This is a genomic window from Pseudomonas sp. M5A4_2d, assembly GCF_053345295.1.
The window spans coordinates 24140-40695 of the sequence record NZ_JBKEZW010000003.1; the positions used below are offsets into that span (position 1 = coordinate 24140).

Genomic DNA, 16556 nt, shown 5'->3' on the forward strand with positions numbered 1-16556 from the left:
TAGGCTCAATCGAACGACTTTCACCTCTTGATGGTCCACCGTTTGAACCCCAGCACTCGGAGAGCGTTCCATGTCTGACCGTTATATCGACTTCGCCAACTCAAGCCTCGGCCATCGCCTGGTCGCCGCCATTGGCCTGCCGTCACCGGTACGCCTGGAACGCTGGCAGGCCGGGCGCCTGCGTCCGGTGGAAGGTGCGCTGTTGCTGGGCGGCGGCGCGCTCGCGGCCAAGGTGCTGCCGTTTGCCAATAAACTCACCGACGCCATTTACAGCTACGGCCCCGAGCCATTGGCAGCGCCCGCGTGGATCCCCGGGCATGGCCCCAAACTCAAGGCCGTGGTGTTCGATGCCAGCGATTTGCAGCACACCGACCAGCTCAAACAGCTGCGCGAGTTCTTTCAGCCGTTGCTGAAAAATCTTGAGCACAGCGCCCACGTGGTGATCCTTGGCCGCGCCCCGGAAACCCTCAGCGATCCGTTCGCCGCCAGCGCACAGCGTGCCCTCGAAGGCTTCAGCCGGTCCCTGGCCAAGGAGCTGCGCAGCGGCGGTGTGCTGCAATTGTTGTATGTCGGCGAAGGCGCCGAAGACCAGTTGGAAGGCGCTCTGCGCTTTTTCCTCTCACCCAAAAGTGCCTATATCTCCGGCCAGGTGATTCGCCTGCAAGCCTGCGCCACGCCGGTCGAGGATTGGACTCGCCCGCTGGCCGGGCGCAAGGCGCTGGTCACTGGCGCCGCGCGTGGCATTGGCGCCGCCATTGCCGAAACCCTGGCCCGCGACGGTGCCGAAGTGATCGTGCTGGACGTGCCCCAGGCCAAGGCTGATCTCGACGCCCTTGCCGCGCGCCTGGGTGCGCGCACTATCGTGCTGGATATCTGCGCCGAAGACGCCGCTGCGCAATTAATCGAACACCTGCCGGACGGCATCGACATCGTGGTGCACAACGCCGGCATCACCCGCGATAAAACCCTGGCCAATATGACCCCGGAATACTGGGACGCCGTGCTGGCGGTCAATCTCAACGCGCCGCAAGTGCTGACCAAAGCCCTGCTGGACAGCGGCACGCTGCACGATAATGGTCGTGTGGTGCTGCTGGCTTCCATCAGCGGCATTGCCGGCAACCGTGGGCAAACCAATTATGCCGCCAGCAAGGCCGGCTTGATCGGCCTGGCACAGGCGTGGGCACCCTTGCTCAAAGAACGCGGCATCAGCATCAACGCCGTCGCCCCTGGTTTTATCGAAACCCAGATGACCGCGCACATTCCCTTCGCCCTGCGTGAGGCCGGGCGCCGCATGAGCTCACTGGGCCAGGGTGGCTTGCCGCAAGACGTGGCCGAAGCCGTGGCCTGGCTCGGCCAGCCGGGTTCTGGAGCCGTCAGCGGCCAAGCGTTGCGGGTGTGCGGGCAAAGCCTGCTGGGAGCGTAAGCATGGAGTGGCAGACATTAGACAGCACCCCGTTTCTGCCGCCGCTGTACTGGCGGGCCGCGCTCAAGCGCAAGATCACCGGCAGTACGTTGCCTGATGCAGGGCTGCGCTGCCACCTGCGCGTGAACCCCGAGGACGTGGCCGCCTATCGCAAGGTGTGCGGGTTTGCGGACAGCCCGGTTCTGCCGGGCACGTACCCACATGTCCTGGCGTTCGGTTTGCAAATGCAATTACTCACCGACAAACAGTTTCCGTTCCCGCTGCTGGGGCTGATTCACCTGAGCAACCGCATCCGCATCCATCGCCCGTTGGGGGGAGTGAGCAACCTGATGGTGGGGGTGTACGCGAACAACCTCCAGCCCCATGCCAAGGGAGCGACCTTTGATATCTTGACCACGGTGGAGGATTCGCTGGGTCTGTTGTGGGAAGCCGAGAGCCGAATGCTCTGTCGCGGGGTGAAACTGGAAGGCGCAACGCACGATGATCACTTGTCGGCCTCCGCTGACGTCAGCGAGTTGGCCCGCTGGAAAGCACCCGCCGATATCGGTCGCCGATATGCCCGGGTATCGGGGGACTACAATCCGATCCACCTGAGTGCGTTGACAGCCAAACTCTTCGGCTTCCCGCAAGCAATTGCCCACGGGCTGTGGAGCCTGGCACGAACGCTGGCCGCGCTGAATGAGTATTTGCCTGCTGCCAATGTTGAAATAGAGGTCGAATTCAACAAGCCCGTCCGCCTGCCCAGTGAAGTCATCTTACTGACCCGTGCCGCAGGTGCCAGCGGCGAGTTGCTGTTAAAGGGAACGGGTGACCTTCAGCATATGGCGGGCAAGTGGCGCCCGATTGCGTGAAACACGCCATTTAATTGTATATATACACCCTAAGTTATAGCGGACGCCCTGGCGTCCGCTTTTTTATTCAACCCACTGATATATAACGCATCGTTAACTTTAGACGCCCCTCTATTACACCCTTCGTATTAGCTATTAAGCCGACTAAGACCTTGTGTATATAAATCGTTAATACCAAGTTGAGCGTTGCGAGAAAGAGTCCCCGGGTCTGTGATAACCACACGGACAAACGTATCGCTATCCCAAGAAATAACGAGCGTTTGAAACAACCAAGGTTGTACAGGTGCAAGGGAACTCAATCATGAAAACTCAAACTCAAGTAGTGTTATGGAAAACAAGTACCGCGCTGGCCCTGATCATGGCGATGAGCCTCGGTGGCTGCAGCAGCGGTGGTGGCGGGCATCACAGCAGCGTGGCGGCATCCTCTCCTGACGCAGGTGCGGGAACAGGCGCGGGCACAGGTGGCGGCTCGGGCGGAACGGGTGGCGGAACCGGCGGTGGTACTGACGGCGGCACGGGCAGCGGTACTGGTGGCGGTACGGGCGGTGGAACCGGTGGCGGTACTGACGGAGGCACGGGCGGCGGAACCGGTGGTGGCACTGGCGGCGGCACGGGCGGCGGAACCGGTGGCACTGGCGGCGGTACTGGCGGTGGAACCGGTGGCACTGGCGGCGGTACTGGCGGTGGAACCGGTGGCACGGGCGGTGGCACGGGCGGTGGCACGGGCGGCGGAACCGGCGGCACTGGTGGCGGCACTGGTGGCGGAACTGGCGGCGGAACCGGTGGTGGCACTGGCGGTGGCACAGGTGGCGGAACCGGTGGTGGCACAGGCGGCGGCACTGGCTCGATAACTACACCTCTGGTAACAGGCCAGATTGTCGGCGCTCTGGGCACCACTGTCGGTAACGTAGGTACCGCGGTGGGCAACATTGGTTCGAGCTTGAATGGTGTTCCAATTGTCGGCGTTACCGCTGGCGGCCTGGTCACGTCCACTGGCAATGCCGTCACCAGTATCGGCACCGGTGTGACAACAGGCCTGGGCTCCCTGGGTACCGACAGCAATTCCCTGGGCAAAACGGTTGCTGGCGTAGGCAACGGCGTCGCCAACCTGGGCACCGGTGTTTCCACTGCGGGCCAATCCCTGGGCACCACGCTGAGTGGCGTGCCGGTGGTGGGCGGCTTGACCGGTGGCGTAGGCACAGCAGCGGGCGGCCTGGTTAGCACTGCCGGTCAGGCAGTCACCATGCTCGGCGATACCCTCAGCACCGCCAGTACCACTGGCCCATTGGGCTCGTTGACGAATACGGTTGGCAGCAAAGTGCTGGTGCCTGTGGTTTCCCTGGTGGAAAACACCACCGGCAACCTCGGCACTGCCACCGGCCTGGGCACTCCGGTCAATGGTCTGCTGAATAAAGTCGGCAGTACCGTCACAGGCGTGGGTGGTCAAGTGGCCAGTGCCGGCGGTGCGGGCAACCCTGTCACGACTGTCGTGGGCGGTGCGTTGACCGGCGTTGGCAGCGTGCTCGACAAGTCCGGCGGTTATGTCGCTCCCGCCAGCACTGCGCCTGCCTCAGGCTTGCCAGAATTGGTGGGTGGCCTGGTGGCCAACGTGGGTAACGGTCTGAATGCCGGTAACACCAATGGCACTGTCAGCGCAGCAGGTGTAACCGGCGGCGCACTGGGCGGCACCGTCGCCTCGCTCGGCACCGTGATCGGTGGTAATGGCGTCGCCAATACGGCCGCCACGGCGCCGGTTGCAAGCGTGGCAACTACCGTCGGCGCAGCCCTGAACCCTGTGACAACCGGTGTTTCCAGCCTGACGCAAAATGTCGGCACTACCACAGGCGTCGGCGCGCCGGTCAACGGTCTGGTAACGCAAGTCGGCGGCGCAGTCAGCGGTGTCGGCACAACGTTGACCGCAGCCAACGCCAACCCGGTGACTAACGCCGTAGGCACCACCGTCACCGCAGTCGGCAACACCGTGGGCGCGGTAGGTGGGTTGGTCACCGGCGGTACCGGCAGCGGTGGTGGCCTGCTCGGCGGTCTGACCGTCGGCGCCGGCACCAGCGCCCCGGCCAGTGGCAGCGCAAGCACCGGCACAAGTGGTGGTCTGGGAGGTTTGTTAAACGGTCTGACCGGTAAAAAATAGAATTGCACCTGGCCGATTAGACGGCCTCCCCTACAGCGCCTACGCTTGGTTGAGACGAGAGACCCTATAAGTCTCTCGTCTTTTTTATGGGCTTGATGCCATGCCCTCCCGAACCGCGTCCCAGAACCCGGCGGGCCCGAGACGCTGCTGCAGTCTGACCATGGAGTGTCCTATGCGCGTGTTGACTCCGTTGTTATTACTTACCCTCAGTGCTTACGTTCAGGCCGAGACCCTTCCCAGCTTCCTCAACAGCAACGACACCATTCGCAATCTGCCGGTGCCTAACCTACCTGCCGACGCCTATCGACCCGTCACGCCACAAACCCAGGTGCCGCAAGCGCCCGCCACCCAGAACCAGCCGTTGCAGATGGACACCAAAGTCACCATCCGCAAGCTGCAGATCGAGGGCGGTACGATCTACCCACTGACCGAAACGGCCAAGGCTTACGCTGCGTTGCTCGGCCATGAAACCAACCTCGCGCAATTGATCGAAGCCACCCGCAGCATCACGCGTCGCTATCAACAGGACGGCTACCTGTTGTCCTACGCGTTCTTGCCGCAACAGACCTTCGAAAATGGCCTGGTGCGCGTGGTATTGGTGGAGGGGTACATCAAGGATTACCAGCAAAGCGGTGACATCGGCGCGGTGTCGGCCTACATCGACAAACTGGCCAACAAGCTCATGGCCGAACGCCCTCTCACGCGCAAGACGTTCGAGCGCTATACCACCCTGATGGGGCGTATCCCCGGTGTAACCCTGCAAGCGCAAGTGCCGCCGCCGGGCACCACCGATGGGGCCGCGCACATGAAGATCGAAGCCACGCGCAAACCCTTCACCACCAGCATGAGCCTGGTCGACGACAACCGTAACGGCACGCAAGCGTTGCTCACCGCCACCAGCAACTCCCAGACGTCGATGGGCGAGCAACTCTACGTCAGTGGTTTGTTCCCACCGGGTGACGACAAAGAGCATTACTACCGCGTGGGCTACAGCCAGTTCATCAATGCCGAGGGCAGCCAAGTGGTGGTGGGCGCCGAGCGCTATCGCGCCGACCCCAAAAGCAACATCCAACTGGACGGTGGCTTCGAACTCAAACCGCATCAGTCGATTGATCGCTACACCATCGGCCTCAGCCATCCGCTGATCGCCTCACCGAATGAATCACTGACCGTGGCTACACGCCTGTACGCGGTGGACCAAACCACGCGCTATCAACTGGTGGGCTACCCGCAGCGTTTCGACATCGAAACCAACCTGCGCGCCCTGGCTTTCGAGGGCGACTGGCGCAAGTCCGACACGCGGCAACTGCGTATCCTCAGCGCCGGGCTTTACCAAGGCATCAACGGCCTGGGCGCCACCACGCGCAGTGACCTGGCGGTGACCAAACCGGACCTGGACTTCTTCCGCCTGCGCCTCTCCGGCGTGCAGAGCGACAAGTTCTTCGATAACTGGCAAGGCGTGCTGTCGGGGGCGTTCTACTGGAGCGACAGCACCTTGCCCGACAGCGAGCGCGCCACATTCGGCGGGCAGAACTTCGGCCGTGGATACCCCGATGATCAAGCGTCGGGCGACAAGGGCTGGGGCGCGGCGTATGAGGTCAACTACAGTTTCAACCGCGCCGGCGATTGGCTGAAGGTCGTGCAACCCTATGTGGTGCTCGACCGTGCCAAGACCTGGTTCAACGAGCTGCCGGCCAAAAGCAATGACCTGTCATCGGCTGCCGTGGGCGTGCGCTTTGGCGATAACAAGTACTACAACATTGCGCTGGAAGCGGCCAAACCGATGTCGGACATCGCGCTGGACAGCTTCAATCGGCGGCCGCGTTATACGCTGAGCTTCAGCTATCAACTCTGAATGAGGAGACTGTGCAGAGGGCTTTAAAGCCCTCTCACAGGGAGGACTTTCTCAGGGGGAAAAGGCTGTCGAGGGTATCGAACAAGCGCTTCAGGTAAATAGGCTTGCGAAACAGATCCAGCACTTGCAGGCGCAGCATATCGCTGACGTCATCCATTTCGGCATGGCCCGACATCACAATCACCGGCAGGTGTTGACGAGCCGTGTGTTCGCGCAAACGCTTGATCAGCGAGATACCACTTTCCTCGGGCATCCGCAGGTCGGTAATGACCAGCGCGATATCGGGGTGCAGGGTCAATTCCTGCAAGGCAAAGGTGACGGAGGTTGCCGTAAAACAAACGAAGCCCTCGTTCTCCAGCGACTCCGCCAATTCAACGAGGGCATCTTCTTCGTCGTCCACCAACAGGATCTGTTGGCGGCAAGGTATAGCTGCGGCATTCATAGGCACTACCTGATGTTTCCATTCAACAACGCGTGTACTCAACAGGAGGCCGTCTAAAACTCATGTAGTAGTAATGGCGGTCTGAATTTTACCAAAGAAGATCGTAATCTGAGGTCCCAGCGTAGTCCCGGCCGCCAGTACCACCAGCGCTACAATTGCAACGAGAATAAGGTATTCAATCGCCGTTGCGCCGTCCTTGCGCTGAAAAAACACCTGGAGTTGAACATACAGTCTCATCAACAGATTAAAGACCATCTTACTTCTCCTCTGGCGACATGACGCCATATCAAGGTTTTGCTCACGCTACTCGCAGTTATGATTACGTTGTCGTAATGGCCGTCTGGATTTTCCCGAAGAATGTAGTGATCTTCGGCCCCAGCGTCGTCCCGGCTGCCAGTATTACCAATGCTACAATCGCCACGAGAATGAGGTATTCAATCGCCGTCGCGCCATCCTTGCGATGAAAAAGTAACTGAAGTTGAACATGAAGTTTAATCAACAGATCAAGAATCATCGGAATGCTCCTTGGGCGACCAGACGCCCTGCCTCGGTGCTGCACAGTAATTGCTATGTGCCATCTGAGCATTGTCAACAAACCTCACCCTCACAACTGTAAGAAGGGATTAATCACAAAGTAGTGGTTGCTTTGCTGCCCCCTTAAACCCTCGATTTCAAAGGCCGCTTCCTGCGCCGCAAAGAAATGTTTCTGTCAGTAATGGCATTTTGTCCTAGCTGAACTACCTTCAAATAGCTAAATAGTTAGTTACCGTTCACAGCAGCCAGGTGGCGGATTTAGCCTGTTTGGATAGGCGGTTTTTGGTGCAACAGGAAAGGGAGAGCCGTCATGAACACGCGTTTCAGCATGATACTGGCCGGTGTGCTTTTGGTCGGTGCGCTGTTTGCCGGTTATTGGGGGCTGGTGCTCAGTCGTCAACCTGCCCCTGCCCCACCCCCGCCGCCACAGGCCGCACCTGTCGAAAAAGCGGTTGCCGTGGTGGAAGATCAAACCCGCCAACCGGTGGTGGTACTGGCCCACGATGTGCCGCCGTTTGTTGCGCTGAATGCCACCGATTTAACCGTGGAGAAACTGCGCACGGTACCGGCCGGCAGCTTGACCAGTGTTGACCAGGCCATAGGCCGTACACCCTGGCGAGCCCTGCGCGCCGGCACCTGGCTGAACGATGACAGTTTCACCCCCGGCGGCCCGCTGGCCCGCATGATCCGCCCGGACGAACGCGCCCTGGCCGTCGCCGTCGATGAAGTGATTGGTGCCGCTGGCCAACTGAGTCCCGGCGACTACGTGGATGTGCTGCTGTACCTGCGCCAGGACGCTGCCAACCTAGAACAGTCGGCACAAGTGGTGGTCCCGGCCATGCGCCTGCTCAGCGTCGGCGATCAAATGGGCCTGACCAACGACGGTGCCCCTGCCACACCACCGGCGCTCACCGCAGAAGAAAAAGCCCAACGCCACGCGCCCTCTCGCACCGTGGTGCTGGCGGTGCCCGAGCAATTGCTGAGCCGACTGATGCTGGCGACCCAGGCCGGCACCTTGCGCCTGGCCGTGCGCAGCGCCGATGAACGCTTGCTGAGCCACTACTGGGCCGGCGAAAGCGATGCGCCGGGCAACCTGCAAAGCGCCAACCGCGACCTCTACCAATTCACTCAACTGGCCTTCGCCCAAGCCCCGAAAAAACTAGCCCAGGGCAGCCCACGCCGCACCGGTGTCGAAGTGATACGCGGCAATCAAGCAACCCAACAAACACCCGACTGAACAAGGATGCTGTGCATGAGCCGACGTTTCGCACCGGTGTTCACGCTGAAAATCGCCTGTGCCCTGATGCTGTCGAACTTGTCTGTAGGAGTGGCCGTGGCCGCCCCAGGCAACTGTGGCAGTTTGGGCCAACTGCCCGCAGCACTCTCGGTTGGCGAGGGCCTGCAACAGGAGCTGCAATCACCGGTCGCGATCACGCGCCTGGCGATAGGCGACCCGAAAATTGCCGATGTCCACCTCAACGGGGATCGCGGTTTCCTGCTCACCGGTGTGGCCTCCGGCACCACCAGCCTGATGGTCTGGACAGCCTGCTCGAACACGCCGCGCCAGAGCATGGTGTTCGTCAAGGGCAAGGCCACATCAGCCCTCACCAGCCTCGCACTGTCGCCTTCCGATGACCCACTGCTGCCCAGCCAGGTGCAGACCGACATTCGTTTTGTCGAGGTCAGCCGCACCAAGCTCAAGGAAGCCAGTACGTCGATCTTCGGGCGCGGCGGCAACTTCCTGTTCGGCAGCCCCAGCAACGTGGCCAACCCGGTGAGTACGGCGTTTCGCGGCAACCTCCCGGTCAACGGCGATACCTTTAATATCGGCTTCGGTGGCGGGCGTGTGTCGGCCATGATCAACGCCCTGGAAAGCAGCGGTTTTGCCTACACCCTGGCGCGTCCGAGCCTGGTGGCCATGAGTGGCCAGAGCGCAACGTTCCTCGCGGGTGGCGAAGTGCCGATTCCGGTGCCCAGCAGCGGCAGCAACAGCATCTCGATCGAGTACAAGGAGTTCGGGATTCGCCTGACCCTGACCCCGACGGTGATCGACCACAACCGGATCTCCCTCAAAGTGGCACCGGAAGTCAGCGAACTGGACTACACCAACGCGGTGGTCATCCAGAACATCTCGGTACCGGCCCTGACCATCCGCCGCACCGACACCAGCGTGTCGCTGGCAGACGGCGAAAGCTTCGTGATCAGCGGCCTGATCAGCAGCAACAACACCACCAATATCAGCAAATTTCCCGGCCTCGGTGACATCCCGATCCTGGGTGCGTTCTTTCGCGACTCCTCGGTTAACCGCCAGGACAAAGAACTGCTGATGATTGTCACGCCACACCTGGTGCAGCCATTGGCAGCCAATGCCCAGTTGCCATCCTTGCCGGGCGAGAAGCTGCGCAACTACGACCCGAACTGGTACCGCCTGTACTTTCTGGAAAACGGTAATTTCGACCGACTCAATGGTTTGTCCCAATGAGCGATAGCCTGAGCCAGACGTTTCTGGCAATCACGCGCAATACCACCGACCTGGAATGGCTGCAGGGCGCGCTGGCGCCGCTTGGCCAAGTGGTCAGTGCCGGTAGCGGCAGCCTGGACGAGTTGCTGGCGCTGGTGGATGTAACCTTCGCCAACCTGGTGTTTATCGGTCTCGACCGTGAGCACGTGGTCGCCCAAAGCGCGCTGATCGAAGGTGCACTGGAAGCCAAGCCGATGCTGGCCATCGTCGCCCTCGGTGACGGCATGGACAACCAGTTGGTGCTCAACGCAATGCGCGCCGGCGCCCGGGATTTTGTCGCCTACGGTTCACGCTCCAGCGAAGTCGCCGGGCTGGTGCGCCGCCTGAGCAAGCGCCTGCCACCGGTCACCACCAATACCCAACTGGGCGGCCTTACCGTGATGTACGGCACCCAAAGCAATGCCGACGGCGCCCTGCTGGCCAGCCATTTGGCGTTGGTCGTGCAAAAGAGCGGCCAGCAAACCCTGCTGCTGGACCTTGGCCTGCCCCGCGGCGACAGCCTGGCGCTGCTGGGGCTGGAAAGCTCATTCAATTTCGGCGATGCCCTGCGCCACCTCAGGCGGTTGGACACCACCCTGATCAACAGCGCGTTTACCTCAGCCGAAGACGGTCTGCGCATCCTTGCCTATGCCCCCAACGACGAGCCCCTGGAGCTGACCAGTGCCGCCGAGCTCTACATGCTGCTCAGTGCCTTGCGCCAGCACTTCCAGCACATTGTGGTGAACCTCGCCGGCCAGCCGGACAGCGAAGCGCTGCGCACGTTTGTCAGCCACTGCGACAAGCTGTTGTGGTGCACCGACCAGAGCGTACTCGACTGCCGTCGCAACCTAGGCGTGCTGAAGCAGTGGCGCGAAAAAGGTATGAAACTGGAGCACGCCAAGCTATTGGTAGACCGCTATATCAAAGGCTGCGCGCCCGACTCCGAGGCCTTGGGCAAAAGCTTCGGGCTGGAAGTGATCGCCGTGTTGCCGTTGAGCCCGGAGGTGCGCCTGAACGCCAAGAACCAGGGGCAAACCCTGTTCACGCTGGCCCCTCGAGAAAGCCTGACCCTCGCGCTGAAAACCCTCGGTGAGCGGCTGGCAAAACGTTCGGAAGGCATGAAGAAACCGTCCAACACCTGGCTTGAACGCTTACTGAGAACAGGCAAATGAACGGCGAAAAACTCTTTGGCACACCGGCTCGCGGGATCGCTGGCAACACCGACCACGACGGGCTGAAGCTGGTGCTGCATCGTTACATCATCGATGCCATCGAAGAGTCGGGAAAAAACCTGCTGGAGGGCTCACGCCAGCTGTTGGCGCAGTTTGTCATCGACAAAGTCGCTGAATACATCAACCGCATGCACCTGGCGATTTCCCGTTATGAGATGGAGCGCCTGGCCGAAGAAATCGTCGACGAGTTGACCGGTTTCGGTCCGCTGGAAGTGCTGCTGCGCGACCCGTACGTGACAGAAATCCTGGTCAATGGCCCACACCGCGTGTTTATCGAACGTGACGGTTTGCTGCACCTGAGCGACCTGCGCTTTATCGATTCGCACCACGTTGAGCGGGTAATGCAACGCATCCTCGCACCGCTGGGCCGGCGCCTGGATGAGTCATCGCCGATGGTCGACGCCCGCCTGCCCGATGGCAGCCGGGTCAACGCGATCATCCCGCCGATCGCCCTCGATGGGCCCTGCCTGTCGATTCGTAAATTTCGCAAGGACATGCTCAAGAGCAGCGACCTGGTCGCGATGCAGACCATCGACCAGAACATCTTCGACTTCCTCCAGGAAGCAGTCGGCAAGCGCTGCAACATCCTGATCAGCGGCGGCACCGGCACCGGTAAAACCACACTGCTGAATATCCTCAGCCAATTGATCAACCCCCATGAACGCCTGGTCACCATCGAGGACGTGGCCGAGTTGCAACTGGGCCACCCGCACGTCGTGCGCCTGGAAACCCGCCCACCGAACGCCGAGGGCCACGGCGAGGTCAAGGCCAGCGACCTGATCCGCAACGCCCTGCGGATGCGCCCCGACCGCATTATTCTCGGCGAGATCCGTGGGGTGGAAGTGCTCGATGTACTGACCGCCATGAACACCGGCCACGACGGTTCCATGAGCACCGTGCATGCCAACAACGCCGGCGATGCGCTGCTGCGCCTGGAAACCCTGGTGGGGTTGACCGGCCGCGTGGTGGCGGAGAAAACCCTGCGGCAAATGATCTGCGCGGCCCTGGATGTCGTGATCCAATTGACCCGCCTGCCGGACGGGCGTCGTTGCGTCAGTGAAGTGGTCGAGGTGGTGGGCATCCGCGAAGACGTCTACGTGACCAACACCCTGTTCCGGCATGACCGGCGCACCGGCTTCGGTTTTCTGCGCGAGGCGGTCAACCCTGCCGGCGAAAAACTGCGTCGCGAACCGATACTGCCTTGAAGGAGGCACAACCATGACCGGGGCCATCCTGCTTCTCATCTGCCTGATCCTGATCGGCCTGTCGATTCGATCCTTTCAAAACGGCCTGCGCCGCGCCCAGACCGAGCGCGTGCTGGGACGGCTCGCCGAGGGCCAACCGCAGCTGACCGAAGAAGCCGGCCAGTGGAGTGGCGTGGAAAAAATGTTCCTGCGGGCGGGCCTGGGCAAACCCACCGACAGCTTGGGCCTGTGGCTGACGATGTGGGGGCTGGGCGTGGTGCTGGGGGGATTGGTGGCCGGCTGGGTCGGCCTGCTGGTGATGCTGGTATTGCCGCTGTTGTTGTTGCGCCTGTACATCGCCTGGCGCTACCAACGACGCATCAAGCGCATGATCGAACAGCTGCCGCAATTGCTCGACCATACCGTGCGCAGCCTCAAGGCCGGGCGTACCTTGGCTGATGCGGTGCTGGGCGGTATCGAGATCACTGAGGACCCGCTGCAAGAGGCCATGGGCCGTATCCGGCGCAACGTGCAGCTGGGTGTCAGCCTGCCGGAGTCCGCCCACGACTTTGCCGAGTTCTACGAGCGTGATGAGTTTCGGCTGTTCGCGTTGGGCTTGAAGGTCAACCACCGCTATGGCGGCAACGCCAGTGAACTGTTGGAAAACCTGATCAAGATGATCCGCGAGCGCGAGCAGGCCGCTCGCCAGCTACGCGCCCTGACCGGCGAAACCCGGGTGACCGCCTATGTGCTCACCGCCCTGCCGATCTCGATGATCGGCTACTTCCTGGCGGTGAACCCCGCCTACCTGATGACCATGTGGAACGACGGCACCGGGCGCATGCTGTTGTTCGTGGCGCTGATCATGCAGCTGTTGGGCTGCTTCACCTTGTGGCGCATGTTGCGGAGCGTATGAGATGGCTATTTCGCTGCTGATCAGCGCCGTACTGTTCCTGGCCGCCCTGGCCCTGGTGCTGGCCAACTTGATAAAACATCGGCGCAGCCAACACCTGGTCGCCCAGCGTTTACAGGGCCAGATGGGCCGTGAGCACCGGTTTGGCACGCTGATGCGTCAATTGGGCAACAGCCCCATCGCGCAACGCTCGGTCAGCCTGGACAACGAAACCCAAACCCTGCTCAACCGGGTCGGCTGGCGCCAGGCCTCCCAGCGCTCCATGTTTGCGGCCATACAAGTGGGCACCCCGTTACTGCTGTTGGGCGTTGTGCTGGTGGGCCAGCAACTGCTGTTTCCCCACACTGCTTCGCCGTGGCTGGCGCCCTTGATTGGCCTGGGCATCGGCTATCTGCTGCCCAAGCGCATTCTGGCCAGGGCCGCCAAGGCGCGGCAGCAACGCATTGCGCGCGAGGTATCCACTTTCATTCCGCTGCTGCGCATTCTGTTCGAGTCCGGCATGGCGGTCGAACAAGCGCTACGCGTGCTGAGCATTGAAGCGCAGCGCCTGCTGCCGGCGCTGACCTCTGAACTGCGCCTGATCCTGACCCGCGTCGATTCCGGCCTGGAACTCAGCGAAGAGTTGGGTAAAACCGCCAGGATGCTGGCCGTGGATGAATTCACCGACACCTGCACCATCCTCCAGCAACTGGTTCAGCAGGGCGGCGGCGCGATGAAATCGTTGCTGGCGCTCAAGCAATTGCTCGACGACCGACGTCTGACGCGCATCCAGGAATTCGTGTCGAAGATGTCCGCGAAAATGTCGGTCGTGATGATGGTGTTTTTGTTTCCCGCCCTGCTGATCGTGCTCGGGGGGCCGGCGTTCATCGGCATCTCTCGGGCCTTGAGTAACTTATGAGGAGCGCCCGATGAAAGCCTTGATAGCCGGAATGAGCCTGTTATTGCTCGGCGGTTGCGCCACCAATGGCCAGACCCCGTGGGCAGCCCTGACAGCAACCGGCACCTGCCCCAAACCCGGCGCCGACCAGGAACTGTCGCTGAACCTGGCCGATGAAATGGCCAACGACGGCAAGCTGCACGCCAGCCTGGCCAACCTGCAGAGCTTGCCGGCCAATCTGCCCCAGGTGCGCCTGCGCCAGGCCAAGGCCTATCGGTTGCTGGGACGCAGCGAGGCAGAGCCACTTTATCGCAGCCTGCTCGGCACCTGCATGGCCGCGGAAGGCGAACACGGTTTGGGGCAACTGGCCTCGGCCAAGGGTGACAACGGGCAAGCCATGTCGCACTTGCAACGTGCGGCGCGACTGGCCCCGACTGACGAAAAGATCCGCAATGACCTGGGCGTGGTGTACCTCAACCAACTGCGTCTTGAGGATGCGCGATTCGAATTCATGACCGCCATGGAGCTCAAGCAGAGCGACACGCTGGCGGCGATTAACCTGGTGACCCTGCTGATCTATCAGGACAACTGGACGCAGGCCGCACAACTGGTCACGCAAATGGGCCTGAGCCCCGAACAAGTCACCGACGCCCAGGCCAGGGCCGAAAAACTCAAGGGCTCAAGCGCCCCCATCGCCAAGGCCAAGGACCAGATCGCCACGGTCGTCGATGCAGCCAGCAACCCGAGGAATTAATGATGAAAGTGCCTTATCTCACCAGCCTGGCAGTGCTGGTAATGCCCCTGAGCGTCATGGCCATAGAACCCGGCCCCTCCTCGCCGCAGCAGGCGGCCACCGAGAACTGGCTGACGTTGCAGTCCAGTGGACGTGTCGCATCAACGACGCCACAGAAGGCCACGGCCGTGGAACGCGAACAAGCCGCCCAGCGTTTACTGGAGAGCTACAAACATCCGATTCCGGAGTATTTCGAACAGAAAGTCGGTGGGCAGACCCAAGGCAGTAATTGAGCCAATCCGGCACCCGCGTAGTGCCAAATGTGGGAGCGGGTTTGCTCGCGAATGCGTGGTATCAGCCGAGACATCCTCAGCCGATTCACCGCTTTCGCGAGCAAGCCCGCTCCCACATTTTGGCCGAGTGTGAAAGGACAGGTCAGTGGGCAGTGACACGCTGGCGCATTGACGAATTGTTCGGCGATAGCGCCAACGCCAACTGCGTGCGGTTATGCATGTGGGTCAGGCGCAAAACCTGAGACACATACAGCTTCACCGTGTTCTCGGTGATGCCCAGCTCGCAGGCGATTTGATAGTTGGTCTGCCCCTTGCCCACCAGCCGCGCGACGTCCAACTGACGCGGCGACAACTGGTTGAAGATCGCCGGAGTTTCCACCGAGCCGACCTCCTCGGCCGACACGTCTTCGCCCTCGAGCGCCTGCGGGCTGCGGCGTACTTTATCGAGGTCCTGGTACAGATCGTTGATGGACTCGGAAAGAAATTGCAGCTTCTGGTTCAGGTGCCCCAGTTGCAGCTCCTTTTTGCGTTCTTCCAGCGCGGCTTCCTGGCGCTGCAAGCCCTCGAGCAGCTCGTGCAGATCGATCGGTTTCTGGTAGTAGTCCGCGATCCCGGCGCGCAGGGCCTTGATCACATCTTGCTTGTCGGCGCGGCCGGTCAACATGATCGCCTCAAAAGCGCGTTGCTTGCCGGCAGCCTTTTGCAGGGCCTGGACCAACTCAATGCCGTCCATGTCCGGCATATGCAGGTCGCACAGCACCAGGCCGATCTCGTCATCTTCGCTGAAGCGTTTCAGGGCCTGTTGGCTGGACCCACAGGGGACGCAGCGGAAACCGCTGCTTTCAAGAAACTCACAGAGCTCTTCCACGATCAGCGGCTGATCATCGACCACGAGCACTTTTACTGCAGAGGTAAGCTTGTTCACGCGCTACTCCATGCCTAGCAAGCCAATAGTTTGACTAATCCTTCACCACGAAATATTCCTTACACCTACGTATTAAACGTAGACGTACTTTCTGACTATGTACATAGCGTTAATACCCTCTGACGACTAATGGATCCAAAACCAGGCTGCAGCAAAACCCACCAGTAAAAACGGCGCGAACGGCAGCTTTTTTGACGAGTCCGGTGCCAGGTGAACCAAATGAGTTTTAAACCCTTGACGCATAAGCGGCCAAAGCGTTGGCGCCAGTAACAGCCAGAGCAAATTGACGGCCGCAGCCCCTACAAATGCCACCAGCAAATACTCGGCATTCGATGCTAGCGCCAGGGCCGCAAGCAGCTTGACGTCCCCCGCCCCCAGACGGCCAAGGGCGTAACCGGGCAAGGTCAACAGCAGTGCCAGGATAAAGGCCCACAGCCCCTGCCCGACGGATGCTCCGAGCCAGGTGTTGCCCGTCCACACCAGATAAATCAACGCCAACAGAGCAGCGCCCAGCGTCAGGCGATTGGCAAGCAATCGTTGCCGGACGTCCTGCACCGCACACAGCGCCAACCACAACAGCACCACCGCACCCTGGATCACTAAAAAACATCCCTTTTTGCTGATTGATTCTATGCTGATATCAAG

The 16556-nt window shown here is 61.0% G+C and carries 17 protein-coding genes; 12 read left to right on the forward strand and 5 right to left on the reverse strand.

All coding sequences use genetic code 11. From position 1 onward, the window contains the following. The first annotated feature begins 70 nt into the window (after positions 1-70). From ACLBW8_RS10730 to ACLBW8_RS10745, 4 genes are all read left to right on the forward strand, one after another. Positions 71-1423, forward strand: coding sequence for a 3-oxoacyl-ACP reductase (locus ACLBW8_RS10730; RefSeq protein WP_407015839.1), 1353 nt, complete (start codon positions 71-73; stop codon positions 1421-1423). A 2-nt stretch (positions 1424-1425) separates the two neighbouring features. Next, the gene (locus ACLBW8_RS10735; protein WP_447805334.1) at positions 1426-2274 is read left to right on the forward strand and encodes a MaoC family dehydratase; all 849 of its coding nucleotides are present in this window, start codon (positions 1426-1428) and stop codon (positions 2272-2274) included. Positions 2275-2575: 301 nt separating this feature from the next. After that, on the forward strand, positions 2576-4423 hold the full coding sequence (locus ACLBW8_RS10740) for a collagen-like triple helix repeat-containing protein (RefSeq protein ID WP_447805335.1): 1848 nt from the start codon (positions 2576-2578) through the stop codon (positions 4421-4423). A gap of 172 nt (positions 4424-4595) precedes the next feature. After that, positions 4596-6278 carry a ShlB/FhaC/HecB family hemolysin secretion/activation protein gene (locus tag ACLBW8_RS10745; RefSeq protein WP_064450512.1) on the forward strand — a complete coding sequence of 561 codons (1683 nt, stop codon included), beginning with the start codon at positions 4596-4598 and terminating at the stop codon, positions 6276-6278. Between the two features lie 34 nt (positions 6279-6312). On the opposite strand, the gene ACLBW8_RS10750 is transcribed toward ACLBW8_RS10745, so the two are convergent. The 3 genes from ACLBW8_RS10750 to ACLBW8_RS10760 form a co-directional block, all read right to left on the reverse strand. Then, on the reverse strand, positions 6313-6720 hold the full coding sequence (locus ACLBW8_RS10750; protein ID WP_053254161.1) for a response regulator: 408 nt from the start codon (positions 6718-6720) through the stop codon (positions 6313-6315). 60 nt (positions 6721-6780) lie between these two features. Further along, positions 6781-6975: a Flp family type IVb pilin gene (locus tag ACLBW8_RS10755; protein WP_447805336.1), complete on the reverse strand. Its 195-nt coding sequence runs from the start codon at positions 6973-6975 to the stop codon at positions 6781-6783. 64 nt (positions 6976-7039) lie between these two features. Further along, positions 7040-7234 (reverse strand): Flp family type IVb pilin, encoded by a 195-nt coding sequence (locus ACLBW8_RS10760; RefSeq protein WP_053254159.1) that lies wholly within the window; start codon positions 7232-7234, stop codon positions 7040-7042. A 330-nt stretch (positions 7235-7564) separates the two neighbouring features. Here ACLBW8_RS10760 and cpaB point away from each other — a divergent pair, with 330 nt between their 5' ends. From cpaB to ACLBW8_RS10800, 8 genes are read left to right on the forward strand one after another with little or no spacing between them, the layout of a single operon-like run. Beyond that, on the forward strand, positions 7565-8491 hold the full coding sequence (gene cpaB, locus ACLBW8_RS10765) for a Flp pilus assembly protein CpaB (RefSeq protein ID WP_064450510.1): 927 nt from the start codon (positions 7565-7567) through the stop codon (positions 8489-8491). A 15-nt stretch (positions 8492-8506) separates the two neighbouring features. Beyond that, positions 8507-9736 carry a type II and III secretion system protein family protein gene (locus ACLBW8_RS10770; protein WP_064450509.1) on the forward strand — a complete coding sequence of 410 codons (1230 nt, stop codon included), beginning with the start codon at positions 8507-8509 and terminating at the stop codon, positions 9734-9736. Next, entirely contained in the window at positions 9733-10926 is a 1194-nt protein-coding gene (locus ACLBW8_RS10775) for a pilus assembly protein (protein WP_447805337.1), read from the forward strand. The genes ACLBW8_RS10770 and ACLBW8_RS10775 overlap by 4 nt, the downstream gene beginning before the upstream one ends. Next, a complete protein-coding gene (locus tag ACLBW8_RS10780) occupies positions 10923-12191 on the forward strand; it encodes a CpaF family protein (RefSeq protein ID WP_447805338.1) in 1269 nt (422 codons plus the stop codon). Before ACLBW8_RS10775 ends, ACLBW8_RS10780 begins: the two co-directional genes overlap by 4 nt. Positions 12192-12204: 13 nt before the next feature. Further along, the gene (locus ACLBW8_RS10785; RefSeq protein WP_064450506.1) at positions 12205-13086 is read left to right on the forward strand and encodes a type II secretion system F family protein; all 882 of its coding nucleotides are present in this window, start codon (positions 12205-12207) and stop codon (positions 13084-13086) included. Between the two features lies 1 nt (position 13087). Next, positions 13088-13981 (forward strand): type II secretion system F family protein, encoded by an 894-nt coding sequence (locus ACLBW8_RS10790; protein WP_262666928.1) that lies wholly within the window; start codon positions 13088-13090, stop codon positions 13979-13981. Positions 13982-13991: 10 nt separating this feature from the next. After that, on the forward strand, positions 13992-14714 hold the full coding sequence (locus tag ACLBW8_RS10795) for a tetratricopeptide repeat protein (protein ID WP_064450504.1): 723 nt from the start codon (positions 13992-13994) through the stop codon (positions 14712-14714). 2 nt (positions 14715-14716) lie between these two features. Then, a complete protein-coding gene (locus ACLBW8_RS10800) occupies positions 14717-14986 on the forward strand; it encodes a DUF3613 domain-containing protein (RefSeq protein WP_064450503.1) in 270 nt (89 codons plus the stop codon). Positions 14987-15128: 142 nt separating this feature from the next. Here the strand turns inward: ACLBW8_RS10800 and ACLBW8_RS10805 are convergent, their stop codons facing one another. Both ACLBW8_RS10805 and ACLBW8_RS10810 read right to left on the reverse strand, forming a co-directional pair. After that, entirely contained in the window at positions 15129-15911 is a 783-nt protein-coding gene (locus ACLBW8_RS10805) for a response regulator transcription factor (RefSeq protein WP_447805339.1), read from the reverse strand. A 126-nt stretch (positions 15912-16037) separates the two neighbouring features. Next, positions 16038-16511, reverse strand: a complete 474-nt coding sequence (locus tag ACLBW8_RS10810) for a prepilin peptidase (protein WP_447805340.1) — start codon at positions 16509-16511, stop codon at positions 16038-16040. Positions 16512-16556: the final 45 nt, after the last annotated feature.